The sequence below is a fragment of the Streptomyces sp. RGM 3693 genome (assembly GCF_050471125.1).
Classification (GTDB): Bacteria; Actinomycetota; Actinomycetes; order Streptomycetales; family Streptomycetaceae; genus Streptomyces.
Genome location: NZ_JBMPPQ010000001.1, coordinates 1629785 through 1647409, shown reverse-complemented (window position 1 = coordinate 1647409; position 17625 = coordinate 1629785). Strand labels below are relative to the sequence as shown.

Here is a 17625-nt window from a genome sequence, read left to right as displayed (position 1 = left end):
GATCGAGCGGTTGAGGTCGTTATGTAACGACTTCGTACAGTCAGGGAGGCTAATACGAAATGTCCGTGAAGTCGCGGAACGACGCGCCGGACGGTATGATCGAGGATTTGCGAATTCCCTTGCCCTGCATGGGTTTTGTGACGTCAACAGCCGGGGTTCGCAGCGCGCACTCAGTAGGCAACCACCCGTTCGGCCGTATTCCCTTGGACAATTTCCGCGAACCGCAGCATCGGCTGCTTTTCGGCGTTCCGGCGTTCCGGCATTCCGGCGTTCCGCGCCTTGCGCGCGCATACCGCAATCGCGCGATCAGGTGATCGCTTGGCGTGGGCGGGGAAGTCCGCGAAGCGCCGGTGCCAGGGTGGCCTGTGCCAGTTGCACGTCAACACGACGAATGGAGCAGGAGCCGCTATGCGCCGTGCCGTTGCCACCCTTCTGGGAGCCCTCGCTCTCACCGGGGTTCTCTCCGTACCCGCCCATGCCGACGGAAACGACCCGGAGATCGGTGGATTCCTCGGCGACCCCGTGAAGGTCGCCAGCGATATCGGTCCTCTGCACGTGGGCCGACTCCCACTGCTCAATCGGAACTGATCGCCGGGCCCTGGTCAGGGGGCGCCCCGATCCTGCCGCCTTCACAGGCGGTCCAGGGGCGCCCCACCTGAGGCATACACAGGTCATCTCACGGCGCGATCCTCGCGTCTTTTCGGATTTTCTGATTCCGGGTTTTCGCGAGTCCCGCTGCTGCACCGAGCCGGATTTCTCCGGCTATTTTTTCGCGACCCGCTCATCGTGTGAGGCGCATCGCCATACAAACGTATCTACCTCCGCTCTCCACCGAGTAGGCATACACATCAAGCTGAAAGAGTGATCGAAATGGTGCATTCGGAGCTTTCTGCGTTCAGCGTCGTTGTGTGTTGTGCGGTCCGCGGATGTGACCGCACTGTCAAGGAGGAGTCACGTGATCAAAAGGGTCATTGCCGCTTCGGTTGCCACGGGCGGCCTGCTGCTCGCAGGAGCGGGAGCGTCCGCGGCCGACGCCGGAGCGGAGGGCACCGCTGCCGGATCTCCGGGTGTCATTTCCGGCAACCAGATCCAGGTGCCCGTTCACATCCCGATCAATGCGTGCGGCAATACGGTGGACGTGGTCGGAGCGCTCAACCCCGCCTTCGGCAACCACTGCGTCAACGTGTCGAAATCCCACGCGCGGCCGCACCACAAAATGAAGGAGCACAAGCGCCAGGTGCGCCGCGAAACCCCCGTGGTCCAGCGCCATGCGCCGGCCGCTCCGGCCCCCGCCGCTGAACACCGGCAGCACCGGCAGGACCGGCAGCACCGCCACATTCCGGTTCGCCCCCAGCTGGCACAGACCGGTGGCGCGGAGACCGGCCTGGCGATCGCGTCCAGTGCCGGGCTGTTGATGGGCGGCATCCTGCTCTACCGCCGGGGTCGCCGCACCGCTCGCAACTGAGCGGGAACACCGGGAACCACCCGGAACCGCGGCGGTTGCGTACACGTGCCGAGTGCAGTGCTCGGCACGGATGCGGATCTCGTCGCGGTACGGATCGCGGACGGCCGCCTCGTGCCGCACGAAGGCACCGAGGGGCGGCGCGTGTTCAGGAAGCGGGACACGCGCAGGTAGCCCGGCCGTTCAGGAGTTCCAGCCGCAGCCCGGGTCTTCGTGGCCCGGGCTACCGCTGGTCTTCGTCGGCAGTTCACCGCCGTCGGCGGTGAACTGCCCGTCAGTGGGCGTTTCGCTCGCCTCTCGCGCTGCTGACCGGGGCGGAGCGGGGCCGGCTCCGGCGACGGAGCGTCAGTTGACGCCTCGATCGAGCCCGGCCCAGTAGGGCTGCCGCAGCTTGAACTTCTGGATCTTGCCGGTGGCGGTACGCGGGATGCTGTCCCGGAACTCCACCGATGTCGGGGCCTTGTAGCCCGCCAGGTGCTGCTTGCAGTGGGCGATGATGTCGGACTCCTGGGCCGTCGTGCCCTCGGCGAGGACGACCAGGGCCTTGATGGTCTCGCCCCACTTCTCGTGCGGTACGCCGATGACGGCGACCTCGGCGACGGCCGGGTGGCTGAAGATGGTGTCCTCCACCTCGATCGACGACACGTTCTCGCCGCCGGTGATGATCACGTCCTTCTTCCGGTCGGAGATCGTCAGATGGCCGTCGGTCTCGTCGAAGGTGCCGCCGTCGCCGGTGTGGAACCAGCCGTCCTCCAGTGCCTCCGCCGTCTCTTCGGGCTTGTTCCAGTACCCGTCGAGCACCGTGTTCGAGCGGGCCAGGACCTCGCCGGCGTCCGAGATCTTCAGTTTGACGCCGAGTGCCGGCACACCCGCCCGGGAGAGTTTGCGGGCCCGCTCCTCGGCGGGGAGGTCCACGTCGGCGGGGCGGGTGCGGTTGAAGGTGAGCAGCGGTGAGGTCTCGGTGAGGCCGTAGAGCTGGATGAACTCCCAGCCCAGTTCCTCCCCCACGCGCTGGATGGTCTTGGTGGGCGGCGGGGCGCCCGCGCAGACGATCCGTACGCGGTCCCGGCCGGGGATCTCGCCCGCCCAGGTCGCCGCCGCGTCCAGCACCATGTTCCAGACGGCCGGGGCGCCGCACATGAGGGTGACGCCGTGTTCTTCGACGCGGCGGAGGATCTCGGTGCCGTCGACCTTGCGCAGCGCCACCTGCTTCACGCCCAGGCCGGCCATCACGTACGGCATGCCCCAGCCGTTGCAGTGGAACATCGGCAGCGTGTGCAGGTAGACGTCGCGTTCCCAGGCGCGGGTGTGCAGGCCGAAGGTCATGCCGTTCACCCAGATGTTGCGGTGGGTCAGCTGTACGCCCTTGGGGCGGGCGGTGGTGCCCGAGGTGTAGTTGATCGTCGCGGTGGCGTCCTCGTCGGGGTGCGACCAGGGGCGCGGTTCCACGCCGAACCGCATCAGTTCGGTGTCGGTCTGCGCACCGAGGACGAAGCGGTGGCGCACCTTGATGTCGGAGAGCGCCCCGTCCAGTTCCGGGTCGACGAGGAGGACCGAGGAGCCGCTCTGCTCCACGAGGTAGGCGACCTCTTCGGGCTTGAGGCGGAAGTTCACCGGGACGCAGACGCGGCCGCTCATCGGGACCGCGAACAGCAGCTCCAGCAGACGTGCGGAGTTGTGACTGACCACCGCCACCCGCTCGCCCTCGCCGACGCCGAGGGCGTCCAGACCCGCCTGCCAGGCGCGGATGCGTTCGGCGAACCGCCCGTAGGTCGTCTCGGGCACCGGCGGGGCGGGCTGATGCGGTTCGTCGACCACTCCCGGGCTGTGGCGGAATCCCCACTCCGCCCGGTCCAGGAAGTCCGCGATCGTCATCGGTGTCCGCATGCTCTCTCCTGTGCTCGATGTACCCGGAACAAACACGTCTGCAAGGTGGAACGGAGTCTGGCAGTTGCGGCCGCCGGCAGGGGTTCAGGCAGCGGTTTTGGGTCAGGAAACGATCATGTGGGCGGCCGGGAGGGGCGTCGTGCGCCACCCGGTGGTGCGTGGCCGGGGCGTGCGTCGCCGGGTGGTGCGTGGTCGCGGCCGCCAGGTTCGTCGTCCGTCCGGGCGGGTCAGCGGCAGACGGCCGTCGTGCCGCACTCCCCCGCCGCCGCGCAGGCCCGCAGCAGCAGGTCGACGCCGTCGGGCGGATCGGCGCGGCGGACCACGAGGGAGGTGGTCAGTTCCATGCCCGGGTTGCGGAACGGCAGGTACGTCACGCCGGGCGCGGGCAGCCGGCGGGCGTAGGTGTCGTAGACGACGGTCCACATCCCCGCGGCCGCGGTGCAGGAGCCGATCGCGGTGAGGGTGGCGTCGAGCGAGCCGTGCCAGGGGCCTGGTACGGGGGTGAAACCGGCGTCGTGGCAGGCGGTGGCGACCAGGTCGACCAGCGGCGGGTTGTCGCGGCGGTCGGTGAGGACCAAGGGGACGTCGGCGAGTTCGGCGAGGCTGAGGGTGCCCGGCGAGGCGGCCAGCGGGTGCCGGGCCGGGACGGCCGCGACCAGAGGGTCCTGCCAGAGCGGGACGTGGCGGAGCCCGTCCCGGGCGGCGCCGGGGGCCGGGACGCGGACGAACGCGGCGTCCAGGGCGCCGGACCCGACCAGGGCCGGCCGCTCCGGGGCCGGCGCGGTGACCGGCGCGACGGTGAGCTGCGGGGCGATCCGGGCGAGCGCGGCCAGCACCCGGTCCAGGTGCCCGGCCAGGCCCGGGCTGGTGCCCAGGCGCAGGGTGCGGACGGGGGTGCCGGGGGTCGCCGCGACGGCGGTACGGTGCGCGAGCACGGCGCGGGCGCGTTCCTCCGCAGCGAGCAGCGCCCGGGCCGCCGGGAGGAACCGTTCGCCGGCGGCGGTCAGGCGCGGCCGCGGCAGCGCGGGGTCGAACAGCTTGGTCCGCAGGTCGCGTTCCAGCCGGCGGATCCGCTGCTCCACGGCCGACCGCACCAGGCCCAGGCGCTCGGCGGCCCGCCCGAGCTGCCCTTCCTCCGCGACCACGACGAAACAGCGCACCTGTTGGAGTTCCACGCCCGCCCCTCCCCGGCCCTTCGGGCCACGGCGCCCGTGTGCCACCGGCTCCAACGGTGGCGGCGCCGGGTCAATTTCGTTGGCGCGCCGGCGGCGGCGCGGCCATCATCTCCCCATGATCGATGCCACCGCCCTCCGCGAGAAGCCGGTCCTCGAAGGCGGCCGGATCCGGCTGGTCCCGCTGTCCGACCGGCACGCGGACGCCTTCCACGCCACCTTCCAGGACCCGGAGACCAGACGGCTGACCGGTGCCCACCACGACTGGACCCGGGCGGAGATCGGCGCCTGGATCGCCGAGTGCGCGGGCCGCTCCGACCGACTGGATCTGGCCATCGAGGACCGGGACACCGGCGGCTACCTCGGCGATCTGGCACTGAACCGGATCGACCGGGACAACGACCACGGCACCTTCCGGATCGCCCTGGCCCCCGCCGCCACCGGCCGCGGCCTGGGCCCGGAGGCGATCCGACTGCTGCTCGGGTACGCCTTCGACCGGGTGGGCCTGCACCGCGTCCAGTTGGAGGTCTTCGCCTACAACGAGCGGGCCCGGCGCGCCTACGAGGCGTGTGGTTTCGCGGTGGAGGGCCGGCTGCGCGAGGCGCTGTACTGGGATGGGGCCCGGCACGACGTGCTGCTGATGGCGGCGCTGCGACCGGCGCGACCGGCCCGGCGGACGGCTCAGTAGTCCTCCCCGGTGAACGGCAGCCGCTCGGTCTCCAGGGCGGTGTCCAGGCGGCGGACCGCGCCCGGCGTGTGCTCGTCGGCCAACCCCGCCCGGACGAGCCGGCGCAGCGGGACCCCGCCCAGGTAGCAGGCCGCCAACTCCCGCACGTCCAGCCCGACATCGGCGGTGTCGGTGGTCGGCGTCCAGGTGGCGGCGGCGCCGGGCCGTCCGACGGTCAGTCGGAAGCGTCCGTCGTTGGCGGGCAGGACGGTGTCCCGGACGTCGAGGACGAGGTCCACCGGGGCGGCCCAGGAGCGGGCGGTGACAGCGGCGCCGACGTCCACCAGCCGCAGCCACAGGCAGGGTTCCTGGCGGGTGACCCGTACCTGGTCGCGGTCGGCGACGAAGAGTAGCAGGGGGTCGTCGACGGGCCGGGCGTGGGCGTGGACGGTGCTGGTCAGGTCGATGCCGGCGAGGTAGGTCCACAGCGCGGCGGCGGCCGGGGCCGAGGCGGCCGCCAGTTCCTGGACGTCGACCGCGCCGGGCCCGTGGTCGTCGGCGCCGCGGGTGCGGTAGAGGGCGTAGCCGCCGGGCGGTTCGCCGGCGGCGCCCAGCACCACCACCCGCAGCGGGCCGTACTCGTCCTCGTCGTCCTCGGAGTCGTCCAGGCCGAGCACGTGGCTGCGCCACCATTGCGGTTCGCGGCTGAACTGCCCTGCGTTCAGGGTCAGTTGCGTCTCGTGGAACGGTCCGAGAACGGCCGGCGCCTCGGCCGGATCGAGCAGCCGCAGCGGGCGGTCGTCGGGGGTGATGCGGAGCGCCAGCGGACGGCTGGAGTCGATCTCCAGGCGGTACGCCTCGGTGGCGGCGCCGAAGCCGAACCGGCCGTAGATCGCGCTCTCCGAGGCCCAGAGGCAGGCCAGCGGCAGTCGTTCGGCGGCGCACCGCCGCCACAGCTGGTCGAGCATCGCGGTCAGGGCGCCGCGCCGCCGGTGGGTGGCCGCGACGGAGACGAAGTCCAGTGCTGCGCAGGGGAGTTGGGGGCCTGGTACGGCGAGCCGGAGGCGGTGGGCGGCGGCCATGCCGGCCAGCGTCCCGCCGTCGTAGGCGCCGATCCGGACCGCGCGGCGCAGGACCTCGCGCTGGTGGGCGCGGCCCTTGCCGTCGAGCTTCAGGTGGAAGGAGCGGGCGGTGAGCTCGACCGCCTGGTCGAGGTCCGCGTCCGGGATGTCGCGGAGGGTCAGTTCCGTACGGTGATGCGTTGTCACGGGGGGACGCTAACCGGGCGGGTCCGCCGCCCTCATCCGGTTTTCCGCGCCGGCGGTGCGTTTCGGCCCCGTATCACCCCTTCGCCGACGCGTCCCCTTCCCCGTCGCCTATCAGCAGGTCGCCGCGCTCGGTGCGCCGGTACACCACCCGCCGTCCGACCCGCGTCCCGACGACCAGCCCGGCGTCCCGCAGGACGGCCAGGTGGCCGCCGACGGTGCCCAGGGACTGCTGGAGGCGGGCGGCGAGTTCGGTGCTGGTCGCGGGCTGCCGGAGGGCGTGCAGGAGGCCGGCGCGGCCGGTGCCGACCAGGCGTTCCAGGGCGCGGTCGGGGCCGGTGGCGGTCGTCGGAGAGGCGGTCGCGGCGGGGGGCGCGGCGGCGGCGCCGCGGGCCGGGTACACCTGGGCGTAGTGGCCGGGCGGGCCCTCGCAGAGCCAGGTGCCGGTGGCCAGGCTCACCGGCACGAAGAGCATGCCGGTGTCGCCGATGTCGCGGTCCGGGCCGGGGCGGTGGCCGAAGCGGATGGCGTCCGGGCCCACCCAGGTGCTGTGACGGCTCATCTGGTCCAGGGCGGCGGGCCAGCCCCGGGTGGCGAGCAGTCCGGCCCGGTGGGCGATGTCGCGTTCGAGGAGGGTACGGCGGCGGGGCCAGTCCGGGGCGATGTGCGCGGTCCACAGGGCGTGCAGCAGGTCGGCGGTGCGGGCGGCCCAGTCGTGTCCGGTGAGCCAGGACAGGTCGTGCTGGCGGCGGTGACGGGCGGCGTACCGGGGGTGCGGGTGGGCCAGGGACGTCTCCAGTTCGGCGCGGAAGTCGGCGTCGGAGACGGCGCGGACGGCGGCCAACTCGCCGGCGAGGGTGGTGCGCAGGCCGTCCGTCGGGGGGATCGCCACGCAGCGGGGCAGCCAGGTCGTGGCACTGATCAGTCCGATCAGGCCGGCGGCGAACGGGTCGGCGTCCAGGGCGGCGGTGAGGGCCGGGAGTCGGCGGGCGTGCCAGGCCGCGTGCCAGGGGGCGGGCCCGGGCCGCGCCAGCGCGATCACCGTGCCGAGGGTTTCGGCCAGCGGTGACAGGGCGAAACGGGAGCGGGAGAGGGCGAGGGGGGTCAGACGCAGTACCGCCATCCGGCTCGGCCTCCCTCCGGGTCGTGCGGGTGTGGTCGCCGGACCTTTCGGCTCCGACCGAAAGCATAGGTTTCCGCGTCGCGCCCCGCAGACTCCCGCCCATGGACTCCGCCCCCGCCTCCGCCCCCGTTCCCCGGCCGGGACCGCCCGCCCGGAACCCCGCGCTGCCCCTCTCCTACCCCGGTTTCCGCTGGCTCCTGGCCGGTCAGGCGGTGTCGCTGCTGGGCAGTGCGATGGCGCCGGTGGCGCTGGCGTTCGCGGTGCTGGACGGCTCGGGTGGCCGCCCCGGCGACCTCGGGGTCGTACTGGCCGCCCGGATGCTGCCGCTGCTGGCGTTCCTGCTGGTGGGCGGGGCGACTGCGGACCGGTTCCGGCGCCGGACGGTGCTGGTGGCCGCGAACCTGGGCTCGGCGGCCGCCCAGGGCGCGGTCGCCGGACTGCTGCTGACCGGGAACTACGCGCTGCCGTCGGTCGCAGGACTGGAGGTGCTGGGCGGGGTGTGCGCGGCGTTCACCAGCCCGGCGTTGCGCGGTCTGGTCCCGGAGTTGGTCGGGCCCGCGGCGCTGCGGCCGGCCAATGCGCTGCTGAGCACGGTGCGGAACGCCGCCAAGGTGCTGGGGCCGAGCGTGTCGGGACTGCTGGTGGTGGCGGTCGGCAGCGGGCCGGCGATCACCTGCGACGCGGTGAGCTACGCGGTCGCCGCCGGATGCCTGGCCCGGCTGCCGGGCGGCACGGGTGGGCTCGCGCGCGGGCCGGTCGCCCTGTGGTCCGGGATCCGCGGCGGCTGGCGGGAGTTCCGGCGGGTCCGGTGGGCGGGGCCGGTGACGCTGTCGTTCTTCGTGATCAATCTGGTGCAGACCGGGACCTGGCAGATCCTGGGCCCGACGCTGACCGAACGGACCGCCGGCCGGGCCGCCTGGGGGCTCGTGCTCAGCGCCCGCGGCATCGGGCTGCTGGTGAGCGGGGCTCTGCTGTACCGGTTGGCGGTCGGCCGGCTGCTGGCGCTGGGACAGGCGGCGAGCGCGTTGGGGGCGGTGCCGCTGCTGGTGCTCGGCGCGCGGTGGGACGCACCGTGGTTGATCGCGGGCGGTTTCGCCGCGGGACTCGGGGTCTGTGTGACGGGCATCGCCTGGGACACCTCGCTCCAGGAACACGTTCCGGCCGGTGCGCTGTCCCGGGTCGCGGCCACCAGCGAGCTGCTGTCGTACGCGGCGATCCCGGTGGGGCAGCTGTGCGTGGGGCCGCTGGCCCGGGCGTACGGCGGGTTCCGGGTGGTCGCGGTCGCCGGGGTGGTGTCCGCGGTCGCCGCGGTGCTGCCGCTGGCGTCGGGGGCGGTGCGCGGCGTGCGGCACGCCCGGCCGGCCGGGAACGGCGAGGGCCCCGTGCCCGTGGCACCCGGCCCGTAGGACCGGGTGCCACGGACGCGGGGCGCCGGCGCGGATCAGCTCACAGCCACTCGTCGAACCGGCGGATGTACCACCGCTTCACCCCCTGGGTGAGCAGGCAGTACGCCGCCAACGTCCCGGCCAGCCAAGGGAAGTAGGCCAGCGGCAGCGCCTGCATGCCCAGCGCCCCGGCCAGCGGCGAGAACGGCAGCCACAGGCCGACGCCCATCACCAGCACGGTCATCAGCAGCACCGGCCAGGTGGCCCGGGACTGGACGAAGGGGATCCGCCGGGTCCGCAGCATGTGGACGACCAGGGTCTGGGTCAGCAGGCCCTCGACGAACCAACCGGACTGGAACAGCGCCTGGTGGGCCTCGCTGTTGGCGCCGAAGACGTACCACATCAGCGCGAAGGTGGTGAGGTCGAAGACGGAGCTGGTCGGGCCGAGGACGAGCATGAAGCGGCGGATGCCCCGGGCGTCCCACTTGCGCGGGGTGCGCAGGTAGGCGGCGTCCATCCGGTCCCAGGGAGTGGCCAGTTGGGAGATGTCGTAGCAGAGGTTCTGTACCAGCAGTTGCAGCGCCAGCATCGGCTGGAACGGGATGAACGCGGAGGCGGCGAGCACCGAGAAGACGTTCCCGAAGTTCGACGAGGCGGTCAGCTTCAGGTACTTGATGGTGTTGCCGAAGGTCAGCCGGCCGCGCAGCACGCCCTGGCCGAGGACGGTGAGGTCCTTCTCCAGCAGGATGATGTCGGCGGACTCCTTGGCGATGTCGACGGCGGTGTCGACGGAGATGCCGACGTCGGCGTCGCGCAGCGCGGCGGCGTCGTTGATGCCGTCGCCGAGGAACCCGACGGTGTGTCCGTCGGCCTGGAGGGCGCGCACGATCCGGGCCTTCTGGACCGGGTTGACCTTGGCGAACAAGGTTGCCGTACGGGCCCGGGCGAGCAGTTCCAGGTCGTCGAGGGTGTCGATCTCGGCGCCAGTGACGGGGGTGCCGGGGGCGATGCCGACCTGCTCGCAGACCCGGGCGGCGACCAGTTCGCCGTCGCCGGTGACGACCTTGACCGCGACGCCGTTGTCGGCGAGCGCCCGCAGCGCCTCGGCCGCGTCCCGCTTCGGCGGGTCGAGGAAGGCGAGGAAGCCGATCAGGGTGAGCTCGGCCTCGTCCGCGACGGTGTAGCTGGTGGGGTCGCCTCCCGTGCCGTGGGGGACGGTGACGGGAACGGGAACGGGCACGGTGCGGGTGGCCACCGCCAGTACCCGCAGGCCCTGCCGGCTGTGGTCCTCGGCGGTGCGCAGCACGGTGTCCCGTAGCGCGTCGGTGAGTTCGACAGTGTCGCCGGCGTGGACGACCCGGTCGCAGCGGTCGAGGACCTCCTCGACCGCTCCCTTGGTGATCAGGAGGTGTTCGGCGGCGGGTCCGTCGAGGTCGTTGCGGCGCAACACGACCGACATCCGGCGGCGCGCGAAGTCGAAGGGGATCTCGTCGACCAGCGTGAAGCGGGCGTCGACGACAACCTCCTCGGCCTCGTGCATCCGGTCGATGACGGCCTGGTCCATCAGGTTGCGCAGCCCGGTCTGGAAGTGGCTGTTGAGGTAGGCGTGTTCGAGGACCTCGGTGTCGGACCGGCCGTGCACGTCGAGGTAGCGGTCCAACACGATCCGGTCCTCGGTGAGGGTGCCGGTCTTGTCGGTGCACAGCACGTCCATGGCACCGAGGTTCTGGATGGCGTTGAGGTGCTTGACGACGACCTTGCGGCGGGACAGCGCGACCGCGCCGCGCGCCAGGTTGGTGGTGACGACCATCGGCAGCATCTCGGGGGTGAGGCCGACCGCGACCGCCACCGCGAAGGTGAACGCCTCTGCCCAGTCGCCCTTGGTGAGCCCGTTGATGAGGAACACCACCGGGACCATCACCAGCATGAAGCGGATCAGCAGGAAGCTGACCTTCTTGACGCCGATGTCGAAGCTGGTCTCCGGGCGCTCGCCGACCAGTGAACCGGCCATGGAGCCGAGGTAGGTGTCCGCGCCGGTGGCGACGACGACCCCGGTGGCGGTGCCGGAGGTGACGGAGGTGCCGGTCAGGACGAGGTTGTCGGCCTCGATCGGGTCGCGGGTGGAGTCCTGGCCGCGGTCGGTGGCCAGCCGGGTGTCGGCCTTGGCGACCGGCAGCGACTCGCCGGACAGCGCGGCCTGACTGACCATCAGGTCCTTGGCGGCGAGCAGACGCAGATCGGCCGGGACCAGGTCGCCGGCGGCCAGCTTGACGAGGTCGCCGGTGACCACGTCGGCCATGGGGACCTCGATCGCGGCGGGCAGCCGGCCGCGGCCCGCCCGGCGCTGCACCGCGGTGGTCGTGGTGACCAGGGCGCGCAGCGCGGCGGCCGCGGCACCGGAGCGGTGTTCCTGCCAGAACCGCAGTCCGACGCTGATCAGCACCATCGCGCCGAGAATGGCGATCTTCGGGTCGAACGGCTCGGTGTCGGCGACCTGGAGCCACTGGCCGTACATCACGGCGACCAGGACGACGAGCACCAGGATGAACGGGTTCCAGGACGCCTTGGCGAGCTGGACGTACCAGCGCGGCGGACGCTCCTGGGCGATGGCGTTGGCGCCGTTGCGCTCCCGGCGGTCCACCGCCTCGCGGTGGGTGAGGCCGGCCGGGGTGCTGCGGAGGTCGTGGAGGACCTGCTCGGCGGGGCAGGCGCTGAACTCGGCGAGCCGGCCGGCGATGCGCCGGGTGCGGGCCTCCAACTCGGCGGCCCGGCGCTCCCGGCGGGGCCGTCGGCCCGGCGGAGCGAGGGTCTCGGGGGTGGGCGGTGTGGGCGGTGTAGTCGTCGTGATCATGACGAAGCCTCCTGACGCGCAGGCGGGCAGGCCGGACCGACCGCCGTCGAACCGCGAAGACAGGAATCTCGGATTCGACGACGGAATTGTTTTCGGGCAGGCCGAAATGGCCGGTGCGCGCGGGCGCTGAGAATTACGGATAATTACCGGGAAATACCGAGAAATACCGACAAATACCGGGAAGAAGGAGTGCACCGGCAAAAAGGCAGCACGGAAGGGCCGTTACGGCAATACGGTTCGACCCGGTCCGACGGGCAGCGCGAAGCGCCCGGGAATCACCGGTGAATGCGCACAGCAGTGCGGAGCGGAACCGCGATCACGCGGAGCACAGGGCGATCGCGCGATCAGCAGAAAACAGCGCTGCGGCAAGGACTTCCTTCGGGACTCATCCCGATCACCTCCTCGCTCGCGCGGACATCGCCGGGCGCCGCTCAGAAGAGCGCCCTCGATGCCCCATCCTGCCATACGTTCACCGGTGGCCCGTCATTCTTTCGGCCCATTCCGTCAATTCGGAGTGTGAGGTGCGTCGCGTCGTTCCCGGGCGATCCGTTCGTCATAGGCGGACCGGGCCACGGCAATTTCGTTTTGGTGTTCCTCGGTCCAAGTAACCAGGGACTGAATGGTGTCGTGCAGGGTCGCGCCCAGCGGCGTCAGTTCGTAGTCCACCCGCGGCGGGACGACCGGGTGGACGGTACGGCGGACCAGGCCGTCGCGCTCCAACTGGCGCAGGGTGACGGTCAGCATCCGCTGGCTGATGCCGTCGATCTCCCGGCGGAGTTCGGTGAAGCGCAGCACCCGCCGGTCGAGCAGGGCGATGGCCAGGAGCGACCACTTGTCGGCGACCCGGTCGAGGATCTGGCGGACCTCGCAGCCCTCGCGGACGTCCCACTGGCGGGCGTCGTAGTCGCAATCGCCGCCGTCATCCCCATCGACACCGACACCCACACCGGTGCCGACACCGGCACCGGCACAGTCGGCGGGAGCGGTGGCCGGTTCCTCGCCCATGGTTCCTCCCGAGTAACCCGGTGACTTCACAGTGCCTTCTTCCATGATCCCCCACGGTGCCGCACGATGCGGTCAGTAACAAGAGGTAACCAGCACGGCACGCGTCATGGTCATGTGAGGAGCACCGCTATGTCCCGGTCCCCGGCAGCGCCCCGGGCGCTGCTGCTCGTCCTTTGCGGGGCGATCTTCCTGGAGGGCATCGACATCGGCATGCTCAATGTCGCCCTGCCCCCGATCCGTACTGAACTGGGGCTGTCCACCGGCGAGTTGACGTGGGTGATGAGCGCGTACGTGCTGGGCTACGGCGGGTTCATGCTGCTCGGCGGGCGGGCCGCGGACCTGTTCGGGCGGCGCCGGATGTTCCTGGTGCCGCTCGCGGTGTTCACCGTCTTCTCGGGGCTCGGCGGGCTGGCGACCGAGGGCTGGACGCTGATCGGGGCGCGCTTCGTGACCGGGGTGTGCGCGGCGTTCATGGCCCCCGCCGGGCTGTCCATCATCACCACCAGCTTCCCGGCCGGGCCACGCCGCGACCGGGCCCTGCTGATCTACTCCGGGACCGCCGGCGGCGGATTCTCGGCCGGGCTGATCGCGGGCGGGCTGCTGACCGCCGTCGACTGGCGCTGGGTCTTCTTCGCGCCGATGGTGCCGGCGCTGCTGGTGCTGATCGGCGGACTCCGCCTGGTGCCGCGGGACGCGGTGCGCGACGGCGCCCGGCCGCCGGTCGACGTGGCCGGCGCGCTCACCGTGACCGGTGCGGTGCTGCTGCTCGTCCTCGGCGTCGAACAGGCCGCGCACGCACCGGTGTTGCGCACCGCGGCGGTGCTCGCCGCGGGGGTGGCGCTGCTGACGGCGTTCGTGGTGATCGAGCGACGGTCCGCGGCGCCGCTGGTGCGGCTGGGCCTCCTGCGGTCCTGGCCGCTGGTCCGGGCCAACGGGATGGGGCTGCTGTTCACCGCGGGGTTCTTCGGCTTCCAGTTCATCGCGGTGCTCTACTTCCAGGAACTGCGCGGCTGGTCGGCCGAGCGGACCAGTTACGCGATGCTGGCGATGGGCGCCGATGCGGTGCTGGCACCGGTGCTCACCCCGCGGCTGGTGCGGCGGTTCGGGCACGCCCGAGTGATCGTCACGGGCCTGCTGTGCGCCGGGGTGGGCTATGCGCTGTTCCTGCCGGTGCGGGCGGACTGGCCGTACCTGGCGATGTTCCCCAGCATGCTGCTGGTCGGCGTCTCCTTCGCGCTGGTCTACGGGCCGCTGACGATCGTCACGACGGACGGTGTCGCGGCCGCCGAACAGGGCCTGGCCGGCGGCCTGTTGTACACCTCGTTCCAGTTCGGTGCGGCGTTCGGACTGTCGGCGGTGACCGCGGTGACGGTCGCGGCGACCGGGGCCGGCGGCACGCCCGGCGCCGTGCTCGCCGGCTATCACGCGGGGCTGACCGTCCCGGCCGGGTTGGCGGCGCTGGCGCTGCTGGTGGGGGTGGTCGGACTGGCGCGGCGTCGCCCCGCCGCGCCGCCGGACCGTCCGGACGGCCCCGGCGGGCGTCCGGAAGCGAACCGGCACGGGCGCGGCCCCCACACTGCGCCGCGCCCGTGCCGTGGCGAACCACAGGTCCGCCCTCCCTCGGGTCCGACGGCGTCAGGTACGCCGGTCCCGTAGGTCTGGTAAATCCAGGGAATCCAGTGAACCCAGGCGACCGTCTTCAGTCTCGTAGGCCCCGTAGGTCTTGTCGGTCCCGTAGGCCAAGTACTGGCTCGGGACGGCGTCCCGCTCACCAACCGGCGTCACGCACACCACTCTTGACGGCCCGTCAGGCCACTTCCCCGATCCGTCCCACCGACCGGGGCGTCTCGTGGTGGATGGGGGTGTGGGCGCCGGTCAGCGGGGCGCCGGTGCCGCCGCGGCGGTTGGCGACGATCTCGGCGGCGATGGAGAGCGCGGTCTCCTCGGGCGTCCGGGCGCCCAGGTCCAGCCCTATGGGCGAGCGCAGCCGGTTCAGCTCGATCTCGGTGAGTCCGATGTCGCGCAGTCGCTGCTGGCGGTCGAGGTGGGTGCGGCGGGAGCCCATCGCGCCGACGTAGGCGACCGGGAGCTTGAGCGCCCGCTCCAACAGGGGGACGTCGAACTTGGCGTCGTGGGTGAGGACGCAGAGCACCGTACGGGAGTCGAGCTGCTGGGAGTCGAGGTAGCGGTGCGGCCAATCGATGACGATCTCGTCCGCGTCCGGGAAGCGGGTCCGCGTCGCGAAGACGGGGCGGGCGTCGCAGACGGTGACGTGGTAGTTGAGGAACTTGCCGACCCTGACCAGCGCGGACGCGAAGTCGATGGCGCCGAAGACGATCATCCGGGGCGCGGGGACGGAGGATTCGACGAGGAGGACGACCGGCTGACCGCACCGGGAACCGCTCCGCTGCGCTCCGCCTTCGCCCTCCGATTCTTCCTCGGATGCGAAGCCCGCGCCGATCTCCAGCGTGGTGGTCCGTCCGGCGTCCAGCAGGGCGCAGGTCTCCTCGACCGCGGTGCGGTCCAGGGCCGGGTGGCCCCCGAGGCTGCCGGTGTGGCTGCCGTCGGGGCGCACCAGGAGGGCGCGGCCGAGCAGGTCGGCCGGCCCTTCGATGACCCGCGCGACCGCCGCCGCCTCCCCCGAGGAGGCGGCGGCCAACGCGGCGGCGAGCGTTGCGGCGTTGCTGTCCACCACGTCCCCCGCGCTGCCGGCGGCGGCAGCGCCGGGGGCGCTCGCCCGTACCGGAGCGATGAAGATGTCGATGATTCCGCCGCAGGTCAGGCCCACCGCGAAGGCATCCTCATCGCTGTACCCGAAGCGCTCCAAGACCGGCTGGCCGGTCTCCAGGGCCTCCTGGCACAGCTCGTAGACCGCCCCCTCCACACATCCTCCGGAGACCGAACCGATCGCCGTACCGTCGCTGTCGACGGCGAGCGCGGCGCCGGGCTGGCGGGGTGCGCTGCCGTTGGTTGCCACGACGGTGGCCACCGCGAACGTGCGTCCCTGCTCTACCCACCGGTTCAGCTCTTCGGCGATGTCCAGCATGTCGGTCTCCTTACGGACGGATGCGGTCCCCCCACTCGAGTAAAGCCGAGTGGGGGGAGGCGGGCGTTACTTGACGCCCAGCCACTGCTCGATCGGATGGAGCGAGAAGTAGACCAGGAAGATGCCGGTCAGCACCCACATGAAGGCACCGATCTCGCGCCACTTGCCCTGGGCCGCCTTGATGGCGGTGTAGGCGATGACGCCGGCACCGACGCCGGTGGTGATCTGGTACGTGAACGGCATCAGAGCCACGGTGAGGAACACTGGGATCGAGGTCGCCCGATCGCTCCAGTCCACATGGCCGGCCACACTCATCATCATCGAACCGATGACGACCAGCGCGGCAGCGGCCACCTGGGCAGGCACGAGCTGGGTGACCGGGGTGAAGAAGAGGCAGGCCGCGAAGAGCAGACCGGTGATGACGGACGACAGGCCGGTCCGGGCACCCTCGCCGACGCCGCTGGCCGACTCGATGAAGACCGTCTGGCCGGAGCTACCGGTCAGACCACCGATCGCACCGCCCGCACCGTCGACGAAGAGCGCCTTGGACAGGCCCGGCATCCGACCCTTGTCGTCGGCGAGCTTGGCCTCGGTGCCGACGCCGATGATGGTGGCCATGGCGTCGAAGAACCCGGCCAGCACCAAGGTGAAGACGATCATCGTGACGCTGAGCGCCCCGATGGAGCCCCAGCCACCGAACTCGACGTGCCCGAAGAGTCCAAAGTCCGGCATGGACACCGCGCTGCCGCTCAGGGTCGGGGGCGTACCGCCCCAGTCCTTCGCGGTCAGCCCGCCGAGCTTGGTGGCACCGATGGCCAGCGCGGAGCCGACGACGATGCCGATGAGGATGGCACCGGGCACCTTGCGGGCCTGGAGCATGAAGATCAGGAGGAGCGTGATGCAGAAGAACAGGACCGGCCAGCCGACCAGATGACCGGAGAGGTCGCTGCCGAGCGTGACCGGACCACCGGCGCCCTTGCCCACGAAGCCGGCCTTCACCAGTCCGAGCAGGGCGACGAACATGCCGATGCCCATGGTGATGGCGTGCTTCAGGGCCAGCGGGATGGCGTTCATGACCATCTCGCGCAACCCGGTGACGACCAGGAGGCAGATGACCACGCCGTACATCACACACATGCCCATGGCCTGCGGCCAGGTCATGTGCGGGACCACCTGGGTGGTCAGGGCCGCGGAGACGTTGAGGCCGGCGGCCAGCGCCAGCGGGACCTTGCCGATGAAGCCCATCAGCAGGGTGCAGCTCGCCGCACCCAGCGCGGTGGCGGTGACCAGCGCGTTGTGTTCGAGTGAGTTCTTCTGGACGTCCTGTACCGAACCCAGAATCACCGGGTTGAGCAGCAGGATGTAACACATGGCCATGAAGGTGGTGATGCCGCCGCGCGTCTCCCGCGCGAAGGACGACCCTCGGTCGGATATGTGGAAGTACCGGTCGAGCCAGGAACGGCCGGCGGGCTGGCGTGAGCCGTCACCCGCGTCATCCGCCGTGGTCCTCGGCTCAGTGGACTGCTGGGTCATGGTGCCTTACTCCCAAGGTTCAAAGGGGCACTCGCCGAGGCGACGAGATTTGGGATGGATAGTCGGCTGCACGACCCGGGGGACGGCCCGAGACGAACGGATACTGACTGCGTCGAGTTGTTGCAGGTCAGTCTGGGTGTGGTGCGGGGAGAACTCCGGGCGGTGCGCTGAGGAGGACGGACAGGACACCCCTTGGTGCGCACCGCCCGGAGGATGTGGGGCCTGGGGA

12 protein-coding genes and 1 pseudogene are annotated in these 17625 nt (G+C 71.6%); 5 read left to right on the top strand and 8 right to left on the bottom strand.

Translation table 11 applies throughout. From position 1 onward, the window contains the following. Positions 1 to 59: 59 nt before the first annotated feature. Positions 60 to 314, top strand: coding sequence for a hypothetical protein (locus ACO0M4_RS06905; protein WP_430368809.1), 255 nt, complete (start codon positions 60 to 62; stop codon positions 312 to 314). Positions 315 to 955: 641 nt separating this feature from the next. Continuing rightward, a pseudogene (locus ACO0M4_RS06900) lies at positions 956 to 1183 on the top strand (chaplin); the annotation flags it as partial. A gap of 624 nt (positions 1184 to 1807) precedes the next feature. Here ACO0M4_RS06900 and ACO0M4_RS06895 read toward each other — a convergent pair. After that, positions 1808 to 3349 carry an AMP-binding protein gene (locus ACO0M4_RS06895; RefSeq protein WP_430368807.1) on the bottom strand — a complete coding sequence of 514 codons (1542 nt, stop codon included), beginning with the start codon at positions 3347 to 3349 and terminating at the stop codon, positions 1808 to 1810. Positions 3350 to 3576: 227 nt separating this feature from the next. Beyond that, a complete protein-coding gene (locus tag ACO0M4_RS06890; protein ID WP_430368806.1) occupies positions 3577 to 4524 on the bottom strand; it encodes a LysR family transcriptional regulator in 948 nt (315 codons plus the stop codon). A gap of 115 nt (positions 4525 to 4639) precedes the next feature. Here ACO0M4_RS06890 and ACO0M4_RS06885 point away from each other — a divergent pair, with 115 nt between their 5' ends. Further along, on the top strand, positions 4640 to 5209 hold the full coding sequence (locus ACO0M4_RS06885) for a GNAT family N-acetyltransferase (RefSeq protein WP_430368805.1): 570 nt from the start codon (positions 4640 to 4642) through the stop codon (positions 5207 to 5209). On the opposite strand, the gene ACO0M4_RS06880 is transcribed toward ACO0M4_RS06885, so the two are convergent. After that, entirely contained in the window at positions 5203 to 6456 is a 1254-nt protein-coding gene (locus ACO0M4_RS06880) for a GNAT family N-acetyltransferase (RefSeq protein WP_430368804.1), read from the bottom strand. The two genes, ACO0M4_RS06885 and ACO0M4_RS06880, sit on opposite strands and share 7 nt — an antisense overlap. Positions 6457 to 6529: 73 nt before the next feature. Next, positions 6530 to 7576 carry a helix-turn-helix domain-containing protein gene (locus ACO0M4_RS06875; protein WP_430368802.1) on the bottom strand — a complete coding sequence of 349 codons (1047 nt, stop codon included), beginning with the start codon at positions 7574 to 7576 and terminating at the stop codon, positions 6530 to 6532. 101 nt (positions 7577 to 7677) lie between these two features. Between ACO0M4_RS06875 and ACO0M4_RS06870 the strand changes: the two genes are divergently transcribed. After that, the gene (locus tag ACO0M4_RS06870; protein WP_430368800.1) at positions 7678 to 8982 is read left to right on the top strand and encodes an MFS transporter; all 1305 of its coding nucleotides are present in this window, start codon (positions 7678 to 7680) and stop codon (positions 8980 to 8982) included. A gap of 40 nt (positions 8983 to 9022) precedes the next feature. On the opposite strand, the gene mgtA is transcribed toward ACO0M4_RS06870, so the two are convergent. Together mgtA and ACO0M4_RS06860 are read right to left on the bottom strand one after the other, a co-directional pair. After that, the gene (gene mgtA / locus ACO0M4_RS06865) at positions 9023 to 11812 is read right to left on the bottom strand and encodes a magnesium-translocating P-type ATPase (RefSeq protein ID WP_430368799.1); all 2790 of its coding nucleotides are present in this window, start codon (positions 11810 to 11812) and stop codon (positions 9023 to 9025) included. A gap of 504 nt (positions 11813 to 12316) precedes the next feature. Further along, entirely contained in the window at positions 12317 to 12862 is a 546-nt protein-coding gene (locus ACO0M4_RS06860) for a winged helix-turn-helix transcriptional regulator (RefSeq protein WP_430368797.1), read from the bottom strand. 84 nt (positions 12863 to 12946) lie between these two features. Here ACO0M4_RS06860 and ACO0M4_RS06855 point away from each other — a divergent pair, with 84 nt between their 5' ends. Next, the gene (locus ACO0M4_RS06855) at positions 12947 to 14473 is read left to right on the top strand and encodes an MFS transporter (RefSeq protein WP_430368795.1); all 1527 of its coding nucleotides are present in this window, start codon (positions 12947 to 12949) and stop codon (positions 14471 to 14473) included. A gap of 151 nt (positions 14474 to 14624) precedes the next feature. Here the strand turns inward: ACO0M4_RS06855 and ACO0M4_RS06850 are convergent, their stop codons facing one another. Beyond that, on the bottom strand, positions 14625 to 15863 hold the full coding sequence (locus ACO0M4_RS06850; protein WP_430368793.1) for an XdhC family protein: 1239 nt from the start codon (positions 15861 to 15863) through the stop codon (positions 14625 to 14627). A gap of 66 nt (positions 15864 to 15929) precedes the next feature. Beyond that, positions 15930 to 17396, bottom strand: coding sequence for an NCS2 family permease (locus ACO0M4_RS06845; RefSeq protein WP_430368792.1), 1467 nt, complete (start codon positions 17394 to 17396; stop codon positions 15930 to 15932). Positions 17397 to 17625: the final 229 nt, after the last annotated feature.